15 protein-coding genes are annotated in these 17,061 nt (G+C 68.1%); 11 read left to right on the top strand and 4 right to left on the bottom strand.

Annotated elements, in window-relative coordinates:
* The first annotated feature begins 40 nt into the window (after positions 1–40).
* The 5 genes from ACSYDW_RS05200 to ACSYDW_RS05180 all read left to right on the top strand — a co-directional run bounded on the left by ACSYDW_RS05200 (position 41) and on the right by ACSYDW_RS05180 (position 5,510).
* Complete coding sequence (locus ACSYDW_RS05200) at positions 41–1,147, top strand: zinc-binding dehydrogenase (RefSeq protein WP_438337644.1); 1,107 nt, start codon at positions 41–43, stop codon at positions 1,145–1,147.
* Positions 1,148–1,236: 89 nt separating this feature from the next.
* Entirely contained in the window at positions 1,237–2,211 is a 975-nt protein-coding gene (locus ACSYDW_RS05195; RefSeq protein WP_438337643.1) for an aldo/keto reductase, read from the top strand.
* Positions 2,212–2,267: 56 nt separating this feature from the next.
* Complete coding sequence (locus tag ACSYDW_RS05190) at positions 2,268–3,272, top strand: alpha/beta hydrolase (protein WP_438337642.1); 1,005 nt, start codon at positions 2,268–2,270, stop codon at positions 3,270–3,272.
* Positions 3,265–4,257 (top strand): alpha/beta hydrolase fold domain-containing protein, encoded by a 993-nt coding sequence (locus tag ACSYDW_RS05185; RefSeq protein ID WP_438337641.1) that lies wholly within the window; start codon positions 3,265–3,267, stop codon positions 4,255–4,257. Before ACSYDW_RS05190 ends, ACSYDW_RS05185 begins: the two co-directional genes overlap by 8 nt.
* On the top strand, positions 4,254–5,510 hold the full coding sequence (locus ACSYDW_RS05180) for a multidrug effflux MFS transporter (protein ID WP_438337640.1): 1,257 nt from the start codon (positions 4,254–4,256) through the stop codon (positions 5,508–5,510). Before ACSYDW_RS05185 ends, ACSYDW_RS05180 begins: the two co-directional genes overlap by 4 nt.
* Positions 5,511–5,836: 326 nt before the next feature.
* Here ACSYDW_RS05180 and ACSYDW_RS05175 read toward each other — a convergent pair whose 3' ends face one another.
* The 4 genes from ACSYDW_RS05175 to ACSYDW_RS05160 all read right to left on the bottom strand — a co-directional run bounded on the left by ACSYDW_RS05175 (position 5,837) and on the right by ACSYDW_RS05160 (position 11,140).
* Positions 5,837–6,712, bottom strand: coding sequence for an ATP-binding cassette domain-containing protein (locus ACSYDW_RS05175; protein ID WP_438337639.1), 876 nt, complete (start codon positions 6,710–6,712; stop codon positions 5,837–5,839).
* Positions 6,709–8,532, bottom strand: a complete 1,824-nt coding sequence (locus ACSYDW_RS05170; RefSeq protein ID WP_438337638.1) for a dipeptide/oligopeptide/nickel ABC transporter permease/ATP-binding protein — start codon at positions 8,530–8,532, stop codon at positions 6,709–6,711. The genes ACSYDW_RS05175 and ACSYDW_RS05170 overlap by 4 nt, the downstream gene beginning before the upstream one ends.
* On the bottom strand, positions 8,529–9,470 hold the full coding sequence (locus ACSYDW_RS05165; RefSeq protein ID WP_438337637.1) for an ABC transporter permease: 942 nt from the start codon (positions 9,468–9,470) through the stop codon (positions 8,529–8,531). Before ACSYDW_RS05165 ends, ACSYDW_RS05170 begins: the two co-directional genes overlap by 4 nt.
* A gap of 128 nt (positions 9,471–9,598) precedes the next feature.
* Positions 9,599–11,140 carry an ABC transporter substrate-binding protein gene (locus tag ACSYDW_RS05160; RefSeq protein WP_438337636.1) on the bottom strand — a complete coding sequence of 514 codons (1,542 nt, stop codon included), beginning with the start codon at positions 11,138–11,140 and terminating at the stop codon, positions 9,599–9,601.
* 154 nt (positions 11,141–11,294) lie between these two features.
* Between ACSYDW_RS05160 and ACSYDW_RS18955 the strand changes: the two genes are divergently transcribed.
* The 6 genes from ACSYDW_RS18955 (at position 11,295) to ACSYDW_RS05135 (ending at position 16,925) form a co-directional block, all read left to right on the top strand.
* Positions 11,295–11,771 (top strand): DUF8730 family Cys-rich protein, encoded by a 477-nt coding sequence (locus ACSYDW_RS18955; protein WP_497198332.1) that lies wholly within the window; start codon positions 11,295–11,297, stop codon positions 11,769–11,771.
* A gap of 190 nt (positions 11,772–11,961) precedes the next feature.
* Positions 11,962–13,356 carry a rhodanese-like domain-containing protein gene (locus ACSYDW_RS05155; protein WP_438337635.1) on the top strand — a complete coding sequence of 465 codons (1,395 nt, stop codon included), beginning with the start codon at positions 11,962–11,964 and terminating at the stop codon, positions 13,354–13,356.
* Between the two features lie 110 nt (positions 13,357–13,466).
* Positions 13,467–14,444 (top strand): ABC transporter ATP-binding protein, encoded by a 978-nt coding sequence (locus ACSYDW_RS05150; RefSeq protein WP_438337634.1) that lies wholly within the window; start codon positions 13,467–13,469, stop codon positions 14,442–14,444.
* Entirely contained in the window at positions 14,441–15,196 is a 756-nt protein-coding gene (locus ACSYDW_RS05145) for an ABC transporter permease (protein ID WP_438337633.1), read from the top strand. Before ACSYDW_RS05150 ends, ACSYDW_RS05145 begins: the two co-directional genes overlap by 4 nt.
* The gene (locus ACSYDW_RS05140; protein WP_438337632.1) at positions 15,193–16,287 is read left to right on the top strand and encodes a sensor histidine kinase; all 1,095 of its coding nucleotides are present in this window, start codon (positions 15,193–15,195) and stop codon (positions 16,285–16,287) included. Before ACSYDW_RS05145 ends, ACSYDW_RS05140 begins: the two co-directional genes overlap by 4 nt.
* Positions 16,278–16,925 carry a response regulator transcription factor gene (locus ACSYDW_RS05135; protein ID WP_438337631.1) on the top strand — a complete coding sequence of 216 codons (648 nt, stop codon included), beginning with the start codon at positions 16,278–16,280 and terminating at the stop codon, positions 16,923–16,925. Before ACSYDW_RS05140 ends, ACSYDW_RS05135 begins: the two co-directional genes overlap by 10 nt.
* The last annotated feature ends 136 nt before the right edge of the window (positions 16,926–17,061 follow it).

The raw sequence follows: 17,061 nt of genomic DNA, 5'->3' as shown, positions 1-17,061 counted from the left end.
GCTGCCGCCCCGTCCCGAAGAACACCACCAGGAGACCCCGATGCCACTGCCCACCTCCACCCGCGCCGCCGTGCTGACCGAGTTCGGCGGGGACCTGGAAATCCAGGACCTGCCCCTGCCCGAAACGCTGGAACCCGGTGCGGTGCTGGTGCGCATCAAGCGCACCACGCTCTGCGGCACCGACATCGAAATCTGGCAGGGGAAGATGGGATTCCCGGGCATGCTGCCGATGGTCCTCGGCCACGAAATGGTCGGAGAGGTCGTTGCCGCCGGAGAAGCGGCCCGCGACGTGCTGGGCCGCGGCCTGAACGTGGGTGACCGCATCGGCTGGTCCGAATCGACCTGCGGGGAATGCCACGGCTGCCGTGTCCTGCGCCAGCCCGTCGCCTGCTCGAAGCGCGGCTACGGTTTCCTGCAACGCAGCGACACCCCGCCCTACGCCACCGGCGGTCTGGTGGAGCTGTGCTACGTGACCCCGCGCGCGGAAAAGCTCCTGCTTCCCGAGGGCGTCGACGACACGCTCGCCGCCATGGCCGGCTGCGCGGCCAAGACCGTGCTGCGGGCCTTCGACCGCGCCGGGGCCATCCGGCCGGGGGCCTCCGTGGTCATCCAGGGTTCCGGGGCACTGGGGATCTTCGCGACGGCCGTGGCGCGCATCGCCGGGGCGGGAACCGTCATCACCATCGGGTCCCCGGCGGCCAGGCTGGCGATGGCCAAGCGCTTCGGGGCCGACCTGGTGCTCGACATCGTCGAGGGCAGCGAGGCCAACCTGGCCGCGGTGCTCGAGGCCACGGCGGGACGCGGGGCGGACTTCGTCTTCGACTTCGCCGGGGCCTCCTCCGTGGGCGCCGAGGCGGTCGCCATGGCGGCCCAGCGAGGCACGTTCGTCGTTGTCGGTTCCACTTCGCCGCATTCCGACGCGTTCGCCCTGGGCACCGTGATGGGCAAGGAACTTTCGATCGTGGGGTCCCTGAACGGGGATGTCTCCGACTACCACCACGCCATCGAGTTCTTTGCCGCCTTCGCCGACCGCATGCCGTGGCACGAGCTCTTCGATGCGCCCCTTCCGCTCTCCGGGGCAGGGGCTGCCATCCGCGCGATGGCGGCCCACGGGTCCATCAAGGCCGTCATCGACCCCTCCGCCTGACCACCCTCCGCCTGACCCCCACACCGTCCACCACCAGCGGCCCCGCCCCGGCCGGCCGCACCCACCGCACAGAGCAGGGAGAAATCACCATGAGCGCACCAACCCAAACCCGCGTCCCGCACCACCGGATCGGCGACAGCGAGCTGCGTGCATCAGCGCTGTCGCTCGGCTCCTGGCACACCTACGACCGCATGGACTTCGTCGATGCCGTCGCCATGCTGCGGCTGGCCCATGAATCGGGCATCAACCTTTTCGACGTGGGGGTCTACGGGCTCCCCGGCGTCCAGCCGCCGGTGTTCACCGACGTGATCTTCTCTGCCATGGTCCGGGCCGCAGGGCTGCGCCGGGAGGACTACCTGCTCTCCTCCAAGCTGTGGCTGGAGGGCTACGACGACGCCGGGTTCAGGCCGCAGCTGGAGAACGCGCTCTTCCGCTGCGGCGTCGAGCACGCGGACCTGGTGATCCTCGGCGACCTGCGCCGCGACGACCTCGAGCTGCGCGACCTGGTGCTGGACCTGGCAGGCCTCGAGAAGGCCGGGCTTATCCGCGCCTGGGGCGTGAACAACTGGTCCGCCCCCAACATCGCCGAGCTGCGGCGCATTGCCGCCGCCGAGGGCGTTGCGGGGCCGCAGATCGCCCAGCTGAAGTACTCGGTCTCCCGCCGCTCCATCCCCGACGGGGAACCGTTCGCGGAGCTGTTCGCCGAGGGGCTTTCCATGCAGGCCTCCGACGTGATGGAGGGCGGCATCCTGGCCGGGAACACCAACCCCGCGCGCGAGGTGGGCCGCGACCCGGGGGCCATCCGCCAGCGCATCACCGACTCCGCGGCCGAGGTCGCGGAGCTGGCCCGCGGCTTCGGGGCGACCCCGGCCCAGCTGCTCATCGCCTTCACGCTCACCCACCCGGCCACGGCCACCACGCTCTTCGGTTCCAGCCGGATCCCGCAGCTGGTGGAAAACCTCGGAGCCATCGAACTGCTCGAACGCGTGGGGGCGGCAGCACTCCGCGAGGCCTGCGCCGGGCTCTGGGCCGACCGCGAGGTCATCGACCCGGCAGGGCCCTGAGCCGGCCCGGTCCACCGCCGCAGGAAACCACAAACACCAGCCCACAGGAGCACACCATGAACACCGAAACACTCTGCCCGGTTCCCTTCGCACCGGAGATCCAGCCGGTCGTCGACGCGATGGCGCAGGCGGAACCCATGACCCTGCAGACGGTGCTGGCCATGCGCGGGGGCATGGCCAACGCCTTCCCCGCGCCGGACGCCGTCATCGGGGACCGCGCGGTGGAAAGCATCGAAGGCATCATCCCGGGCCCGGCCGGGGCCCCTGATCTGGAGATCACGATCCTGCGCCCCCGGGGGCTGGATCTTTCAACGCCGGTCCCGGGCCTCTACAACATCCACGGCGGCGGCATGGTCGTGGGCCACCGCAACTGGGAAACCGGCCGCCTGGTGGACCTCGTGGAGCGGCTGGGCGTCGTGGCGGTCAACGTGGAATACCGGCTGGCGCCGGAAAACCCGTACCCGGCAGGAGCGGAGGACTGCTACGCGGGATTCGTGTGGATGAGCGAGAACGCCGCCGAGCTCGGCGTCGACCCCGAACGGATCGTGGTCATGGGCGGCAGCGCCGGCGGCGCGTTCAGCGCGGCCGTTGCCTTGATGGCGCGGGACCGCCGCGGGCCGGCGATGGCCGGGCAGCTGCTGCTGTGCCCGATGGTGGACAACACCAACACCACCGTCTCCTCGCACCAGTACCGGTCGCTGGGCACCTGGACCCGCGAGGCCAACGAGCTGGCCTGGCCGCTGGTGCTGGGCGAGGACCTCGCCTTCAGTGCCGACGCCCCGGCCTACGCCGCGCCCGCGCGCGCCAAGGACCTTTCCGGGCTGCCCCCTGCCTTCATCGAGGTCGGGTCGGCCGAGCTCTTCCGCGACGAAGACGTCGAGTTCGCCTCCCGCATCTGGGCCGTCGGAGGCGAGGCGGAATTGCACGTCTTCTCCGGCGGTTGCCACGGCTTCGACATGTACGCACCGCAGAGCGAACTGACCCGTGCCGCGTTGGCCACCCGGGAATCCTGGCTTTGCCGCGTCCTTGACCTGCCGCTTCCGGCGACCCGCGATGTCTAGGCCCGCCCCGGTTCCCTACGACCCCGAACTGCTCGCGGGAATGGAAGGGTTCCGGGAGCTCTTTGAACCCTTCCCGCTGCGCGGGGAGACCATCCTGGCCAGCCGCGAACACGTCGAGTCGATCATTCCGCCCCTTGAAACCCAGGTGCGGGGGCGTGCGGTACTGGCCACCGAAATCACCATCCCGGCGGGCGCCGGGAACCCGGAAATCGCGGCGACCCTGGTGCGGCCCGCCACCCCGGCGGCCGGGCCGGTTCCCGGTGTGCTGGCCATCCACGGCGGCGGGATGGTGCTGGGCAACAGGTTCTTCGCCACGCCCGAGTTGATCGGGCTGGCCGAACGGTACTCGATGGTGGGGCTCTCCGTGGAGTACCGGCTCTCGCCCGAACACCCGGGGACCGCCGCCACCGAGGACTGCCACGCGGCCCTGGTGTGGCTGGCCGAGCATGCGGACGAACTGGGCGTGGACCTGGGGCGCCTGCTGGTCTCCGGTGCCAGCGCCGGCGGGGGCCTTGCCGCGGCCGTGGCCCTGATGGCCCGCGACCGATCCGGCCCCGCGATCGCCGGGCAGCTGCTGAACACCCCGATGCTTGATGACCGCAACAACACGGTCTCCAGCCACCAATACGACGGAATCGGCATCTGGGACAGGAACAACAACCACACGGGTTGGGCGGCACGGCTGGGCGCCGAACGCGGAGGAGACACGGTGAGCGCCTATTGCGCGCCGGCCCGTGCCGCAAGCCTCGCCGGCCTGCCCCCGGCCTTCATCGAGGTCGGCGCGGCCGAGGTGTTCCGCGACGAAGCCATCGACTACGCCTCGCGGATCTGGGCCGCCGGCGGCAGCGCCGAACTGCACGTCTACGCGGGTGCCTACCACGGGTTCTCGGGCTCCAGCCCGGAGGCGCTGGTGTCGCGGCGGGCCAACGCGCTGAGGGATTCCTGGATCCGCCGCACGCTCGGCGTGGAGGCCCCGGCGCCATGACGGATGCAGCCGTGCGCCCGGGAACGGCCGGGCGGTTGAAGCTCATCCTGTTGCTGGGCATGCTCGAGGCCTTCGGCCCGCTGTCCATGGACCTGTACATGCCGGTGCTTCCGGAACTGGCGCGCTCGCTGGAGACCAGCGACACCCTGGCGCAGGCGAGCATGAGCGTGTGCATGATGGGGCTGGGTTTGGGGCAATTGCTCATGGGGCCGCTCAGCGACAGGTACGGCCGGAAGAAACCGCTCTTGGTCGGCGTGGCCCTCTTTGCGGTGTTCTCCCTTGCCTGTGCGCTGGCGCCGGGCATCGAGCTGCTGCTGGTGGCCAGGGCCCTGCAGGGGCTGGCCGGCGCGGCAGGGGTGGTGATAGCGCTGGCCATCGCCCGCGACCTGTTCAGCGGCATTGAGCTTTCCAAGATGCTCTCCATGCTGGCGTTGGTGGGAGCCTCGGCGCCGGTCATCGCACCGGTGCTGGGCGGGCAACTGGCAAGGTTCATGGACTGGCGCGGCATTTTCGCCGTGCTCGCCGGGATCGGGGTCCTGCTGCTGCTCGCGGCCATGGCGCTTGGCGAAACGCTGGCCCCGGAACGGCGTTCACGCGGCGGTGCGGCCTCGACAGTGGGGGACTACGCCCGCGTCGCCAAGGACCGGCTGTTCATCGCGCTGCTGCTCACCAGCACGCTGGGCGGCATCGGGTTCTTCAGCTACCTCTCCATGTCCAGTTTCGTGGTGCAGAACCAGTTCGGCCTCACCCCGCAGGTGTTCAGCGTCGTGTTTGCCGCAAACGCCTTGGCAAACATGGGAGGGGCACAGGTCAGCCGCCTGTTGGTGGGCCGCTTCGGCCCCGCAGCAACCTACCTGGCCGGCTACGGCGCCACGGGGTTCATGGCGGTCGCACTGCTGGCGGCGGCGCTGCTGGGTACTGCCCCCGGCGTTTTTCTGGGGCTGCTTGCCGGCTACCTGATGGCCGCGGGCATCAGCGGCCCGAACACCACGACGCTGGCGTTGGACGGCCACGGGCAGCGGGCGGGAACCGCCGCGGCGCTCTTTGGCATGGGTTCCTTTGCCGTGGGTCCAGTGGTTGCCCCGCTGGCGGCCTGGGGCGGTGCCACCACCATGTCCATGGCGATTGCCATCGCCTCGGCGGTGGGCCTGGCGACGATCCTGGCGTTCTGCCTCGTGCGCCCGCGCCTCGTCGCACGCGGACTTCTTGATTCCCGTGCGCCGCGGGAGGCGAAGGAGAAGCAAACCACGTAGGACCGGGCGGCATCGCCCACGGCGCAGGGCCCCCGCAGTTCCACGTTGGTGGACGGGCGGGGGCCTTTCGCATGCCTGCGGAGTGCGGGGGAAAAGGCCGGCGGCGCTGTGCCCGGTCGACGACACGTTCGGTGAGGGCCGGGCTTTCCCTGTCCGGGGACCTTGCCACGGGACCTGTTCACGATCGTGCCCCGTGTGTCCCGTTCCCACGACCCTGCCGCGGGAAACAAGAAGGCCGGCGGCCCCGCCGGGCTTCGCCGCGGTGGAATACACCGCAGCGTGAACCCGAGGGGGACGCCGGCCCGACACCTCAAACCCGTGGATGCTCAGACTGCCACGCCGGTCCCGTCCGCGGCCTGCGCGCGCAGCTTCAGCCAGGTGGCCCTGCGTTCGGCCTGGGCCTGCGGGTGGGCGATCGGGGACGCCGCGAGAAGCCGCTTGGTGTACGGGTGGGAGGGGTTGTCGCTGACCTGTTCCCCGGTCCCGGTTTCGACGATCTCCCCGTGGTACATCACGGCGACCCTGTGGCAGACCCGTCGCACCACGCCCAGGTCGTGGGTGATGAACAGGTAGGAAACCCCGGTGTCGCGCTGCAGCTCGATGAACAGGTCCAGGATGGAGGCCTGCGTGGTCAGGTCCAGTGCGGAGACGGGCTCGTCGCAGATCACCAGGCGTGGCTTGCGCACGAGGGCCCGGGCGATGGCGATCCGCTGCCGCTGCCCGCCGGAAAACTCGTGGGGGTAGCGGTTGACCGAATCGGCGGGCAGCTTCACCCGTTCGAGCATTTCCCGGGCACGGCCCATGGCCTCGGGGTGGGAGAGCCCGGAGGTGATGAGCGGTTCGGTGAGGATCTGGCCGATCGGCATCGACGGGTTCAGGGAGCCGTAGGGGTCCTGGAACACGACCTGCAGGGAATCCGCGAGTGCCCGGCGCTTCGAACGGGCCAGCCCGGTGAGGTCCCGGCCATCGAAGTGGATCGAGCCTCCGCTGCTCTCCACGAGCCCGAGGACCGCCTTGCCGAGCGTCGATTTCCCGGAACCGGACTCGCCCACCAGCCCGACGCATTCGCCGGGGGCAATCTCCAGGTCAACCCCCTTCAGTGCCTTGAATGTCTTGCGGCGCCCTGCCATGCGGTAGTCGACGGAGAGTCCCGTGACGCTCAACAGCGGCTGCGGCCCTGTTGCCTGCTCGGTGGTGCTCATACGCTCACGCTCCTTGTGTCCCTGTCTTCGTCGAGTTCGTCCTTGCCGGCGGCCGCGATGGCCGCGGCGTCCAGTTCCGCGCGGGATTCCACGTCATCCAGGCAAGCGGCGATCAGCTCGGCCGTGTAGGGGCTGGCGGGCGCGCTGAAGACCTCCGCGACGGATCCGGCCTCTTCGACGCGTCCGTGGCGCATCACCACCACCTTGTCGCAGATGTCCGCGACGACACCGAAGTTGTGGGTCACCATGACCAGCGCCATCCCGTACTCGGCCTGGAGTTCGCGCAGCAGTTCGAGCACCTCGGCCTGGACCGTCACATCCAGCGCGGTGGTCGGTTCGTCGGCCACCAGGATGCGGGGCTTGGCTGCAATGGCCCCGGCGATCAGCACGCGTTGGGCCATGCCCCCGGAGAGCTGGTGGGGGTAGGAACCCATGACGCGTTCGGGGTCCGTGATCCCGACCCGGGCGAGCACCTCCAGGGCCCGTTGGCGCGCCTGCGACTTGGACATCTTGCTGACCGAGCGCAGCGGCTCCATGAGCTGGTAGCCCACCGTGTAGGACGGGTCCAGATTGGTCATGGGTTCCTGCGGCACGTAGCCCAGCGTGGTGCCCAGAAGCGCGCGGCGTTCCCTCGGCGCCAGGGTGTCGGCGCGGGATCCGTTGATCCACAACTCGTCGAAGCTCGCCGTGCCGGCGGCAGGCAGCAGGTCGAGGACCGAGAAAACGGTCTGCGACTTCCCCGAACCGGATTCGCCCACGATGCCCAGGACTTCGCCCGGTGCAACATCCAGGTCGATGCCGTGGACCACCTCGACGGGCGTGCCGTTGCCCGGGTAGCCGACCCTGAGGTTGCGCAGCGACACGGCGGCCAGTGCGGGTTCGAGGTCCAGGGTTCCGGTGCGTGGTTCGCCGGAGTCCGGGGCGGCCGAGCCGCGCTTGCTGCGTGCCGGGGCCGCGCTGCGCACGGCCAGGGCGTCGCCGAGGGTGGAACCCATGATGGCAAGCACAGCAATGGTGATCCCCAGTGCCAGGGAGGGCCAGAGCAGCAGCAGCGGGTCGGTGAGCATGGCCCGGAAACCCTCGTTCATCATCGCGCCCCAGCCCGGGTCCTTGGCCCCGCCGATGCCCAGGAACTGCAGGCCCGCCTGCATGCCCATGGCCATGCCGGCGGTCAGCGCCGTTTGGATGGTGATCGGTGCGTAGACGGCCTTGATGACGTGCCGGCCCAGGATGCGGGCGTCAGAGAGCCCGGAGACTATCGCGGCGTCGATGTAGGCCTCGTTGCGCACGGTCAGCACCGTGGAACGGGTCAGCCTGAAGTAGCCGGGAGCCATGAAGACGCCGACGGTGAGCATGATGACGGTGAAGTTGTTGCCGCTGCCCGCCGCCACGATCAGCAAGATGATCATGCCGGGCACGGCCTGCAGCGCGTCGGAAACCCAGGTGCAGACGCGGTCCGCCACGCCGCCGAAGTAGCCGGCGGCCAGGCCTGCCGGCACGCCGACGGCCAGGGAACACAGGATGGCGATAGCTGCGCCGACCATGGTGGAGCGCGCCCCGAAGAGCAGCCGGGAAAGGATGTCGCGGCCGTTGGAATCCCCGCCCAGCCAGTGTTCGGCACTCGGCGGGGACTTGGCGATGGACAGGTCCACGAGGTTCGGGTCGTGCGGGGCCAACAACGGTGCGAAGACCGCGGCGAGGACGATCAGCAGGAAGATGCCCAGCGAGATGGCCCCTGCGGGGCGGCGGATGAAGCGGGAGAAGACGCTGCCGTGATTCACGGCGCGGGGGTCGGGGTTTCCAGTCAACGGGGTGCTCATTTCACACGCGCCTTCGGGTTGATCCAGCCGAGCACCACGTCGAGGGCGAAGTTGACGGCGACGACGAAGATGACGGAAATGACGGTGATGCCCAGCAGGACCGGGATGTCGCCGTTCTGCGAGGAGCCGTTGGTCATGGCCCCGATGCCCGGCAGGGCGAAGACCTGTTCCACGACGATCGCCCCGCCGAGCAGGCCGACAAACATCAGGGCGAGGACCGTCAGCGAGGACGGGGCGGCATTGCGCAGCATGTGCACGACGACCCGTCCCCGACCCAGGCCGCGGCTGCGCAGCGTGCGCACGTAGTCCTGGGTGCCGACATTGATCAGCGCGTTGCGCAGTTGTTCGGCGATCATGACCACTGCCCCCAGCGCGAGGGACACCGCCGGAAGCGTGATCGAGCGTATCCAGCCGCCGGGGGAGACCGACGGTTGGATGTAGCCGACGGCCGGGAACCACTTGAGGTTGACGGCGAACCAGATCACCAGCACCAGGGAGACCCAGAACCCCGGAAGGGCGAAGAGCACGACGGAGGCGCCCTTGACGGTCCTGTCGATCGCCGAGCCGGGGTTCAGGCCCGCCAGGATGCCGAAGAGCGCGCCGAAGACTGCCGAGAGGACGATGGCGAAGGTGACCACCGAAAGGGTCACCGGCAGCTTGAGCATGATCTGCTCGTTGACCGGCTGGAAGTTTCGCCAGGAGACACCGAAGTCCCCGGTGAGTGCGTGGATGCCCCAGTCGAGGAACTGGGCGGGAAGCGGGCGGTCGATGCCGATCTTGTGGGCGAGGGCTTCCTGCTGGGCGGCCGTTGCGCTGTTGCCCAAGAGCCCCACGGTCGGGTCGCCGATGGCCAGGTGGGCCAGGAAAAAGGTCCCGGTCGACACAATGAGCAGCAGGACGATGCCCGAGAGGAGTCTCTTGAGAGTAAACCTGAGCATGGTTGGATCTTTCTGGTGTCGCACGCGCCTGGTGCCAAGCAGGCGGGGCAGGGAAACCGGCAGCGTGCCGGATCCCGTACCCCGCCGTGCGGGTGGCGCACCATCAAGGTGCGTGCGGTGGGTGGGGACTAGTTCTTTACGGAAATCTGGCGCAGCGTCGGGTACATCATGCCGGTCACCGGGGTGACCTCGATGTTCTTGGCGCTGACGTAGGCGTTGTTGGCCTGGTACCAGACGGAGAACCACGCCTTTTCGGTGACCAGCTTGTTCAGGGCCTCGATCTCGGCCAGCTGGGCATCCGGGGCAGCGGTGAGCACCTTCTCGACCTGCGCCTGAACCTCGGGGAACTTGTCCACCTGCGGGTTCGGGTTGTACCACTGCGGGGTCGACACCTGGCGAAGCACCGTGGCGACCGGGTTCGAATCCATCGAGAGGAAGGACACGAACATCGGGTAGGTCGCGGCCTTGGCCTGGTAGTCCATGTACTGCATGTCCTTCCAGGCGACCTTGATGCCGAGCTGGCCGAAGACCTGGTCGACGGAGGGCTGCCAGACCTGGAAGACCTGGCTCATGGGCATCTCGACCTCGAAGCCTTCTGCGTAGCCGGCCTCGGCCATGAGCTGCTTTGCCGTGTCGATGTTGGTGGCGTAGCGGGAGTTCAGGTCCGCCAGGTTGCCCGGCATTCCGGCGGGGAAGACCTGGTTGGTGGCCTCGCCGGCGCCCGAACCGAGGGCACCGAGGATTTCGGCGCCGTTGAACGCGTAGTTCAGGGCCTGGCGGACGCGTTCGTCGCCCAGCGGCTTGAACTTTTCGCCGGCACGGTCGGTGAACTGCAGCCCGACCCAGCCCGATACCTTCTTGGCGACGTTCCAGCCCTGTGCCGGGGCCTGGTCGATGGCCGCCTGGTCCGCATAGTTGAGGTTGACCTGGCCCGAGAGCATGGCGTTGTTGCGAGCCGTCCCGTCCTGGATCGGGAAGATGGCCAGCGGGTCGAACGCGAACTGGTCCGCGGCCCAGTGGTCGGCGACCTTGGTGAAGTGGTATTCGGCACCGGGCACGGAGTTCGCAGCCAGGGTGTAGGGGCCCGAACCGACCGGCGCGGTTGCCAGCGAGCCGGCATCGATGGCCTTGGGCGACATCATGTAGCTGCGGCCAAGACCCATGAAGTAGAGCAGGGTGTCGTCGCGTTCCTTGAGGTGGATTTCGATGGTGTCATCGTCAACCTTGGTGAAGTCCTTGACCTTCAGGTACGCCTCCTGGGAGCGCGCACCGTCCTTGAGGTAGTTCAGGGACTTGACCGCGGCGTCCGGGCCGAACGCCTCGCCGTCGCTGAACTTCGCATCGGTGCGCAGGTCCATGGTCACGGTCAGGAAGTCGTCGGAGACCTTCCATGTGGTGGCCAACGCCGGAGTGGGCTTGCCCTCCCCGTCCACGCCAAGCAGCGGGTCGTAGATGGCCGAGAGGTAGGGGCCGTCAAAGCCGATGTCGGCCAGGGACGGGTCCCAGGACGTGACGTCCGCGAATTGCCCGATGTTCAGTGCCCCGCCGGCCGCTGCGGCGCCGTCGCCACCGGTCGCGCCGGGGTTGGCGTTGGCGTTTCCCCCGCCGCCGCAGGCCGAGAGCGTCATGGCCGCGATGGCCATGACTGCGAGTGCCGAAACCTTTTTCATCTAGTGTCTCTCCGTTGCAAATCGTCGGTTGCCCGTGAAGCAAGCTTTGCGGGCGTGTAAATGCGTGAACGGTGCGCCCGAACGTGGAATCGCGAGAGTGTTTGAAGTCACATTCGCAATGTCGCTGCGGTAAGTCTACAGACGTTGACAAGAAATGCCAATGGATTTTCTACGCATGAAGATCAATGCGCCGGAAGTGGTTCGCCAAGGGGGATGGGGCCGCGAAACGCCGCGTGATTCGCGCGCCGGGTCCCGCCGTGCGGAGGGGGTTGGGCGAAAGTCTTTCGTCGGCGGGCGGGCGCCCGGACGCCTTGCGGTTCCAGCGGCCTGGCTGCGGGCGAAGGGGAATTGTGGGTGTTGGTTTTATACCCCCTGGGGTATGTGTCATACTCGAAGGCGAGGGGGTTTTGAGTATCCCCGGAATCCATTGCCGCCAATCACGAGGAGCAATCACATGTGCCGTGCAGTCAAGTGCCGCAAGTGCCAGAAAACCACCTGGGCCGGTTGCGGCCAACACGTCAAGCAGGTGATGGCCCACGTTCCGCGCACGGAGCAATGCTCCTGTGATCCGAACGCGCCGAAGGCCCCCAAGGAGTCCGGGGGATGGTTGGCACGGCTTCTGGGTCGGTAGGCCTGCTGGCGCCGGGGTTTTGCGTGGCCGTGGCCCGGTCCGACGTTCCGGTCACCGTCCTGCCTGGTCCGCTTGGCGGACCTGTTTGAAGTGTCCGCGATCTTGATTTACGACCCCAGGGGAATATCGTTGGATTCAGGCACCATACCCCCAGGGGCATCACGGGTTGATGATGCAACCAAGGAGAGACATGCTTCTAGAACGTATCTATGACGAAGACCTGGCACAGGCCAGCTACCTCGTTGGCTGCCAAGCAAAGGGCGAAGCAATCGTCGTTGACGCGCGTCGCGACATCGAGGTGTACCGAATACTCGCCGCGGCGCACGGGATGAAGATCGTGGCCGTCACCGAAACGCACATCCATGCCGACTACCTTTCCGGCACCAGGGAACTGGCGGCGGCAACAGGCGCAACGATCCACGTCTCGGGCGAAGGCGGTCCCGACTGGCAATACGGTTTCGCGGGCGAACGCCTCCACGACGGGGACACCATCACCCTGGGGAACATCACCGTCAAGGCTCTCCACACCCCGGGACATACCCCCGAGCACCTGTCGTTCCTGATCACCGACGGCGCGTTCAGCGACCAGCCCGGTTTCCTGCTTTCGGGAGATTTCGTGTTCTCCGGCGACCTGGGCCGCCCGGACCTGCTCGACGAGGCGGCGGGCGGAATCGACACACGCTTCGACGGCGCACGGGACCTGTTCGCCTCCCTGCAGCACACGTTCCTGGCGCTGCCCGACTACATCCAGGTCTACCCGGGGCACGGTGCCGGGAGTGCCTGCGGCAAGGCCTTGGGCGCGATCCCTTCCACGACGGTGGGGTACGAGCGCAACTTCGCCTGGTGGGGCGTCTACCTTGAAGCGAACGACGAAGCCGGATTCATCGAGGCTCTGCTTGACGGGCAGCCCGATGCCCATGCCTACTTCGGCCGCATGAAACGCCAGAACCGCGAAGGGCCCGCCATCATGGGCGAACGGGAACCCCTGGCCGAACTCTCACCGCAGGCCGTCGCCGATGCCCTGGCCGCCGACGAAATCGGCGTCGTCGACACCCGCCACCATTCGAAGGTCCACGCCGGCACCGTGGCCGGAGCGCTGAACATCCCCGCCGGGAGGAAGACGGCCAGCTACGGGGCCTGGGCCGTGGACCCGGAAACGGACAAGCGCCCGCTGGTGCTTCTGGCACCGGACAGCGAGAGCGCCACGGAGATGTGGGACCATCTGGTCCGCGTGGGAATCGACGCCGTGGCCGGCTACGTGAGGACGCTCGACGGCCTGCCAAGCTACACCCCGGAAACCGTGGACCCCGCAGACCTGGCCGGGTTCGGCGCGGCCATGTTGCTCGATGTGCGCAACAAGACCGAGCACGCGGCCGGGCACATCCCCGGTTCCGTCCAGCTCAATGCCGGGCGGGTGCTCTGGCACACCGACCTCCTTCCGGCCGGAGGCGCGGTCGTCAGCTACTGCCAGTCGGGGGTGCGCAATTCCGTGGCGGCCTCGGCCCTCCGCCGGGCCGGGCACCGGGTGGTCGAGCTCGAGGGCAGCTATGCGGGCTGGGAAGCCTGGAGGGGCCGCGCAGGCTAGGTTCGCCGGACAGGATCCATCCACCTCACGGGTTGGCCATGACAAGTGTCATGGCCAACCCGTGAGCTTTTGTTCTTCTGCCAGGGGCCCAAAACCAGAAGACTATGGATATGAGTGAAAGAACCGACTTGAAGACCGTGGCGGAATCCGGTCGTTCCGGCACAGCGCACGCCGGCGCAGGCCAGGCACTGGATATGCGTCAGGTACGCAAGACGTTCCGCACCGCCCACGGCCCGGTGGAGGCCGTCGCTGGAATCGACCTGAGCGTCGGCACCGGAGAGATCGTTGCCTTCCTCGGGCCCAATGGGGCAGGAAAAACCACCAGCATCGACATGATGTTGGGGTTGACGGAACCGACCTTCGGGAATATCACCGTCTTTGGCAGGAATCCACGGGTGGCCGTGGAAGCGGGCGATGTTTCCGCGGTGCTGCAAACCGGGGGCCTGTTGCGCGACCTCACAGTTCGCGAGACGGTCACCGCCATCGCCGCCCTGCACGGGGCCAAGGACCGCATCGAGGAAGTCATGGAGCGGACAAACATCGTCTCCCTGGCCCGCCGCAAGGTCTCCAAATGCTCGGGCGGCGAACAGCAACGCCTGAAATTTGCGCTTGCCCTGCTGCCCGATCCGCGCTTGCTGATCCTCGACGAACCAACGGCGGGAATGGATGTTTCCGCGCGCCGCGCGTTCTGGGACACCATGCGCCAGGACGCCCTGCAGGGACGAACCGTCCTCTTCGCCACGCACTACCTCGAGGAAGCCCAAGACTTCGCCGAACGAACAGTGCTCATCGGCGGCGGGCGGATCCTTGCGGACGGACCGACAAGTGAGCTGCGCGCCATGACCGGCGGCCGTACGGTCAGTGCCACGCTGCCGGCGGGGCACTCCCTGGACAGTGTGCGCTTGGCGCTCGAGGCCCTGCCGCACACCGGGTCGGTCCAGCTTCGGGGACGCCGGGTCGCAGTAACGGGGCCGGCATCGGATGCCGCGGCCTTGGTGCTTCTCACCAGGTTCGACGCCCAAGACCTCGAAATCACCGCACCCACGCTCGAATCCGCCTTCATGGCACTGACGGAAGCACCCTCATGAACCCCACCTATGTACGCATCGAACTGTTCCGCCAATCCCGGGACATCGGCAACATCATGTTTACTATCTGCATGCCCGCGGTCATGTACCTTCTTTTCGGCAACATGTTCGGTGGCGGGGACCAGCCGGCAGGAAACGGCAACGTGAAGTTCTACGTGATGGCATCCATGGCCGCCTACGGCGCGGCGGTGGCGACCACCTCGGTCGCAGGAACCGCCGCCACCGAATCCATGCTCGGCTGGGGAAGGCAGATTGCCTTGACTCCCATGAAGCCCTCGGGGTTCGTCGCATGCAAGCTCACCGTCTCGCTGATCGTTGCCGGAGTGAGCGCCGCGGCGGTATTCGTGATCGGCGCCGCCACGGGGGCCCGGGCCGACGAACCGTGGATCTGGGTGGCCAGCTTCCTGGCCGTCGTGCTGGGTTCCGGGGTATTCGCCCTCTACGGGATGGGCGTCGGACTCAGCTTCAAATCGGAAACGGCCATCGGCGTGGCCAGCGGCGGCATCGTGTTCTTCTCCTTCTTCGGGAACGTTTTCATGCCGCTGAGCGGCACCATGCTCGACATTGCGCGGTTCACCCCCATGTACGGGTACGCCGGACTGGTGCGGTACCCACTCACCGAGGGCACCAGCGCCTCGGCTGGCGGGGCAACAGATTCCGTGGGGCTGCTTGTCGCTAACCTTGTGGCATGGACTCTGATCTTCGCGGGCCTGGCGCTCTGGGCGGTGCGCCGTTCCCGGGCACGCCGGTGAGAAGCCCGCGCGCCGAACCCGATTCGTTCTGGCCACGCTACGGATGGCTGCTGGCAGCCGTTTGGGTGCTCTTCCTGGTCTTCCCGGTCCTCTCGATCGCCAGGTCCGATGCGCCGGTGTCCACCCAGGTGGCCGGCTACGTGTTGATAGCGGCCTTTGCCGCGGTCTACCTGTGGTCCTTCCGCACCCACAGTGCGGAACTCGGCGTCAGCGCCGAGGGGATAGCTGCCGCTCGGCTTCCCTTCGTTGTCCTGGCGCTGCTGGTGGCCGGCCTCGTCCCGGTGATCGGGCCGAACGTGCTCAGTTTCGGGCCGTTCATCGTTTCCTACGCGGCCTACCTGCTTTCGGCGCGAGCCATGTGGATCGTGAATGCCGTGGTCCTCGCGCTGTCTGTGGGAACCGCTGTGGCTTTCGGGGAATCGGGCTCCTTCATTTTCCTGCTCATCCTGCTGCCGGTCCTGATCGTGGTCAATGCCGTGGAAACCGTGCTGATCAGGCGCAGCATCGCGGCGGACGAGCTGCGACTGGACTATGCGGTGCTGGCCGAACAGGACAGGATGGCCCGGGACGTGCACGACGTGCTGGGCCATTCACTGACGGCGGTAGGGCTGAAGGCCGAGCTCGCCGAACGCCTGCTGGAATCGGACGTGGACGCGGCCCGCGCCGAACTGCGGCAGATCCGGGCGCTGACTGCCGAGGCCATGGACTCCATCCGCGCCACCGTGGGAGGTCTGCGCCGCACCCCCTTGGCCGAGGAACTCTCCTCCGTGCGCACGGCGCTGGATGACGCGCAGGTGAGGACCGTGCTGGTCGGCAACGCCCACAGCGTGGATCCGGTGCGCTCCACAGTGCTGTCCTGGATCCTGCGCGAGGCCGTCACCAACGTGCTGCGGCACGCACACGCAACCACCTGCTGGATCCGCATCTCCGCGGATGTGCTGAGCATCGAGGACGACGGGGACTCCCTGGCCGGACACCACGAGGGCCACGGCATGCGGGGCATGAGGGAAAGGGCCAGGTTGGCGGGCGCCATGTGCGAGACAGGTGTCTCCGAACACGGGGGAGCCAGGGTGGTGGTGTCATGGACATGACCGAGACCGCAACGGGCTCCCGCGTCGGCTCCCCGATCCGCGTGCTGGTGGCCGACGACCAGGCCCTGGTGCGCGGGGCGCTCGCGGCCCTGCTGAACCTGGAACCGGACATCGAGGTCGTCGCGGAGGCCGGCGACGGCACCACCGTGGTGGCCCTCGCCGAGGAACATCGCGTCCAGGTCGCACTGCTCGACATCCAGATGCCGCTCATGGGCGGGCTCGAGGCGGCCACGCGGCTCCGGGCCCGGCTGCCGGAGTGCAAGGTGCTTATGGTGACGACCTTCGACCGCCCCGGCCACCTGCGCGCGGCCTTCGATGCAGGGGCCAGCGGGTTCCTGGTCAAGGACACCCCGTCCTCCGAGCTTGCCGCGGCGGTGCGCCGGGTGCATGCTGGCGGGCGCGTGGTGGACCCGGCGCTTGCCGCCGAATCTCTGGTGGGCGGGGTGAATCCGCTCACGGACAGGGAACGCGAGGTGCTCGCGCACGCGCAGTCGGGGATGCCCGTCGCCAGGATTGCTGCGGAGCTCTGCCTGAGCGCCGGAACCGTGCGCAACCATCTCTCCGGCGCCATCGGCAAGACCGGGGCCGCGAACCGGATCGAGGCCGCGCACCTGGCCCGCGCGCAGGGCTGGATCTAGGCCGCCGGGCATGCAGCGGCAGGTCCGCTGCCGGGGCTACTGAACGCCGAGCTCCGGCGGCTTCCGGGTGAAACCCTTGGTCAGGAACGCCAGGTAGACGGCTCCGAGCACCACCCAGGCCACGCTGACGGCCAGT

It is taken from the genome of Paeniglutamicibacter selenitireducens (assembly GCF_051550675.1).
Classification (GTDB): domain Bacteria; phylum Actinomycetota; class Actinomycetes; order Actinomycetales; family Micrococcaceae; genus Paeniglutamicibacter.
Note: the sequence above shows the minus strand (reverse complement) of the source record. Positions and strands in the feature narration are given on the sequence as shown.

Bases quoted from the DNA above. Each gene is read 5' to 3' on its own strand.
- ACSYDW_RS05200 (WP_438337644.1), top strand. From the start codon at position 41: ATGCCACTGCCCACCTCCACCCGCGCCGCCGTGCTGACCGAGTTCGGC.
- ACSYDW_RS05195 (WP_438337643.1), top strand. From the start codon at position 1,237: ATGAGCGCACCAACCCAAACCCGCGTCCCGCACCACCGGATCGGCGAC.
- ACSYDW_RS05190 (WP_438337642.1), top strand. From the start codon at position 2,268: ATGAACACCGAAACACTCTGCCCGGTTCCCTTCGCACCGGAGATCCAG.
- ACSYDW_RS05185 (WP_438337641.1), top strand. From the start codon at position 3,265: ATGTCTAGGCCCGCCCCGGTTCCCTACGACCCCGAACTGCTCGCGGGA.
- ACSYDW_RS05180 (WP_438337640.1), top strand. From the start codon at position 4,254: ATGACGGATGCAGCCGTGCGCCCGGGAACGGCCGGGCGGTTGAAGCTC.
- ACSYDW_RS05175 (WP_438337639.1), bottom strand. From the start codon at position 6,712: ATGAGCACCACCGAGCAGGCAACAGGGCCGCAGCCGCTGTTGAGCGTC.
- ACSYDW_RS05170 (WP_438337638.1), bottom strand. From the start codon at position 8,532: ATGAGCACCCCGTTGACTGGAAACCCCGACCCCCGCGCCGTGAATCAC.
- ACSYDW_RS05165 (WP_438337637.1), bottom strand. From the start codon at position 9,470: ATGCTCAGGTTTACTCTCAAGAGACTCCTCTCGGGCATCGTCCTGCTG.
- ACSYDW_RS05160 (WP_438337636.1), bottom strand. From the start codon at position 11,140: ATGAAAAAGGTTTCGGCACTCGCAGTCATGGCCATCGCGGCCATGACG.
- ACSYDW_RS18955 (WP_497198332.1), top strand. From the start codon at position 11,295: ATGCCAATGGATTTTCTACGCATGAAGATCAATGCGCCGGAAGTGGTT.
- ACSYDW_RS05155 (WP_438337635.1), top strand. From the start codon at position 11,962: ATGCTTCTAGAACGTATCTATGACGAAGACCTGGCACAGGCCAGCTAC.
- ACSYDW_RS05150 (WP_438337634.1), top strand. From the start codon at position 13,467: ATGAGTGAAAGAACCGACTTGAAGACCGTGGCGGAATCCGGTCGTTCC.
- ACSYDW_RS05145 (WP_438337633.1), top strand. From the start codon at position 14,441: ATGAACCCCACCTATGTACGCATCGAACTGTTCCGCCAATCCCGGGAC.
- ACSYDW_RS05135 (WP_438337631.1), top strand. From the start codon at position 16,278: ATGGACATGACCGAGACCGCAACGGGCTCCCGCGTCGGCTCCCCGATC.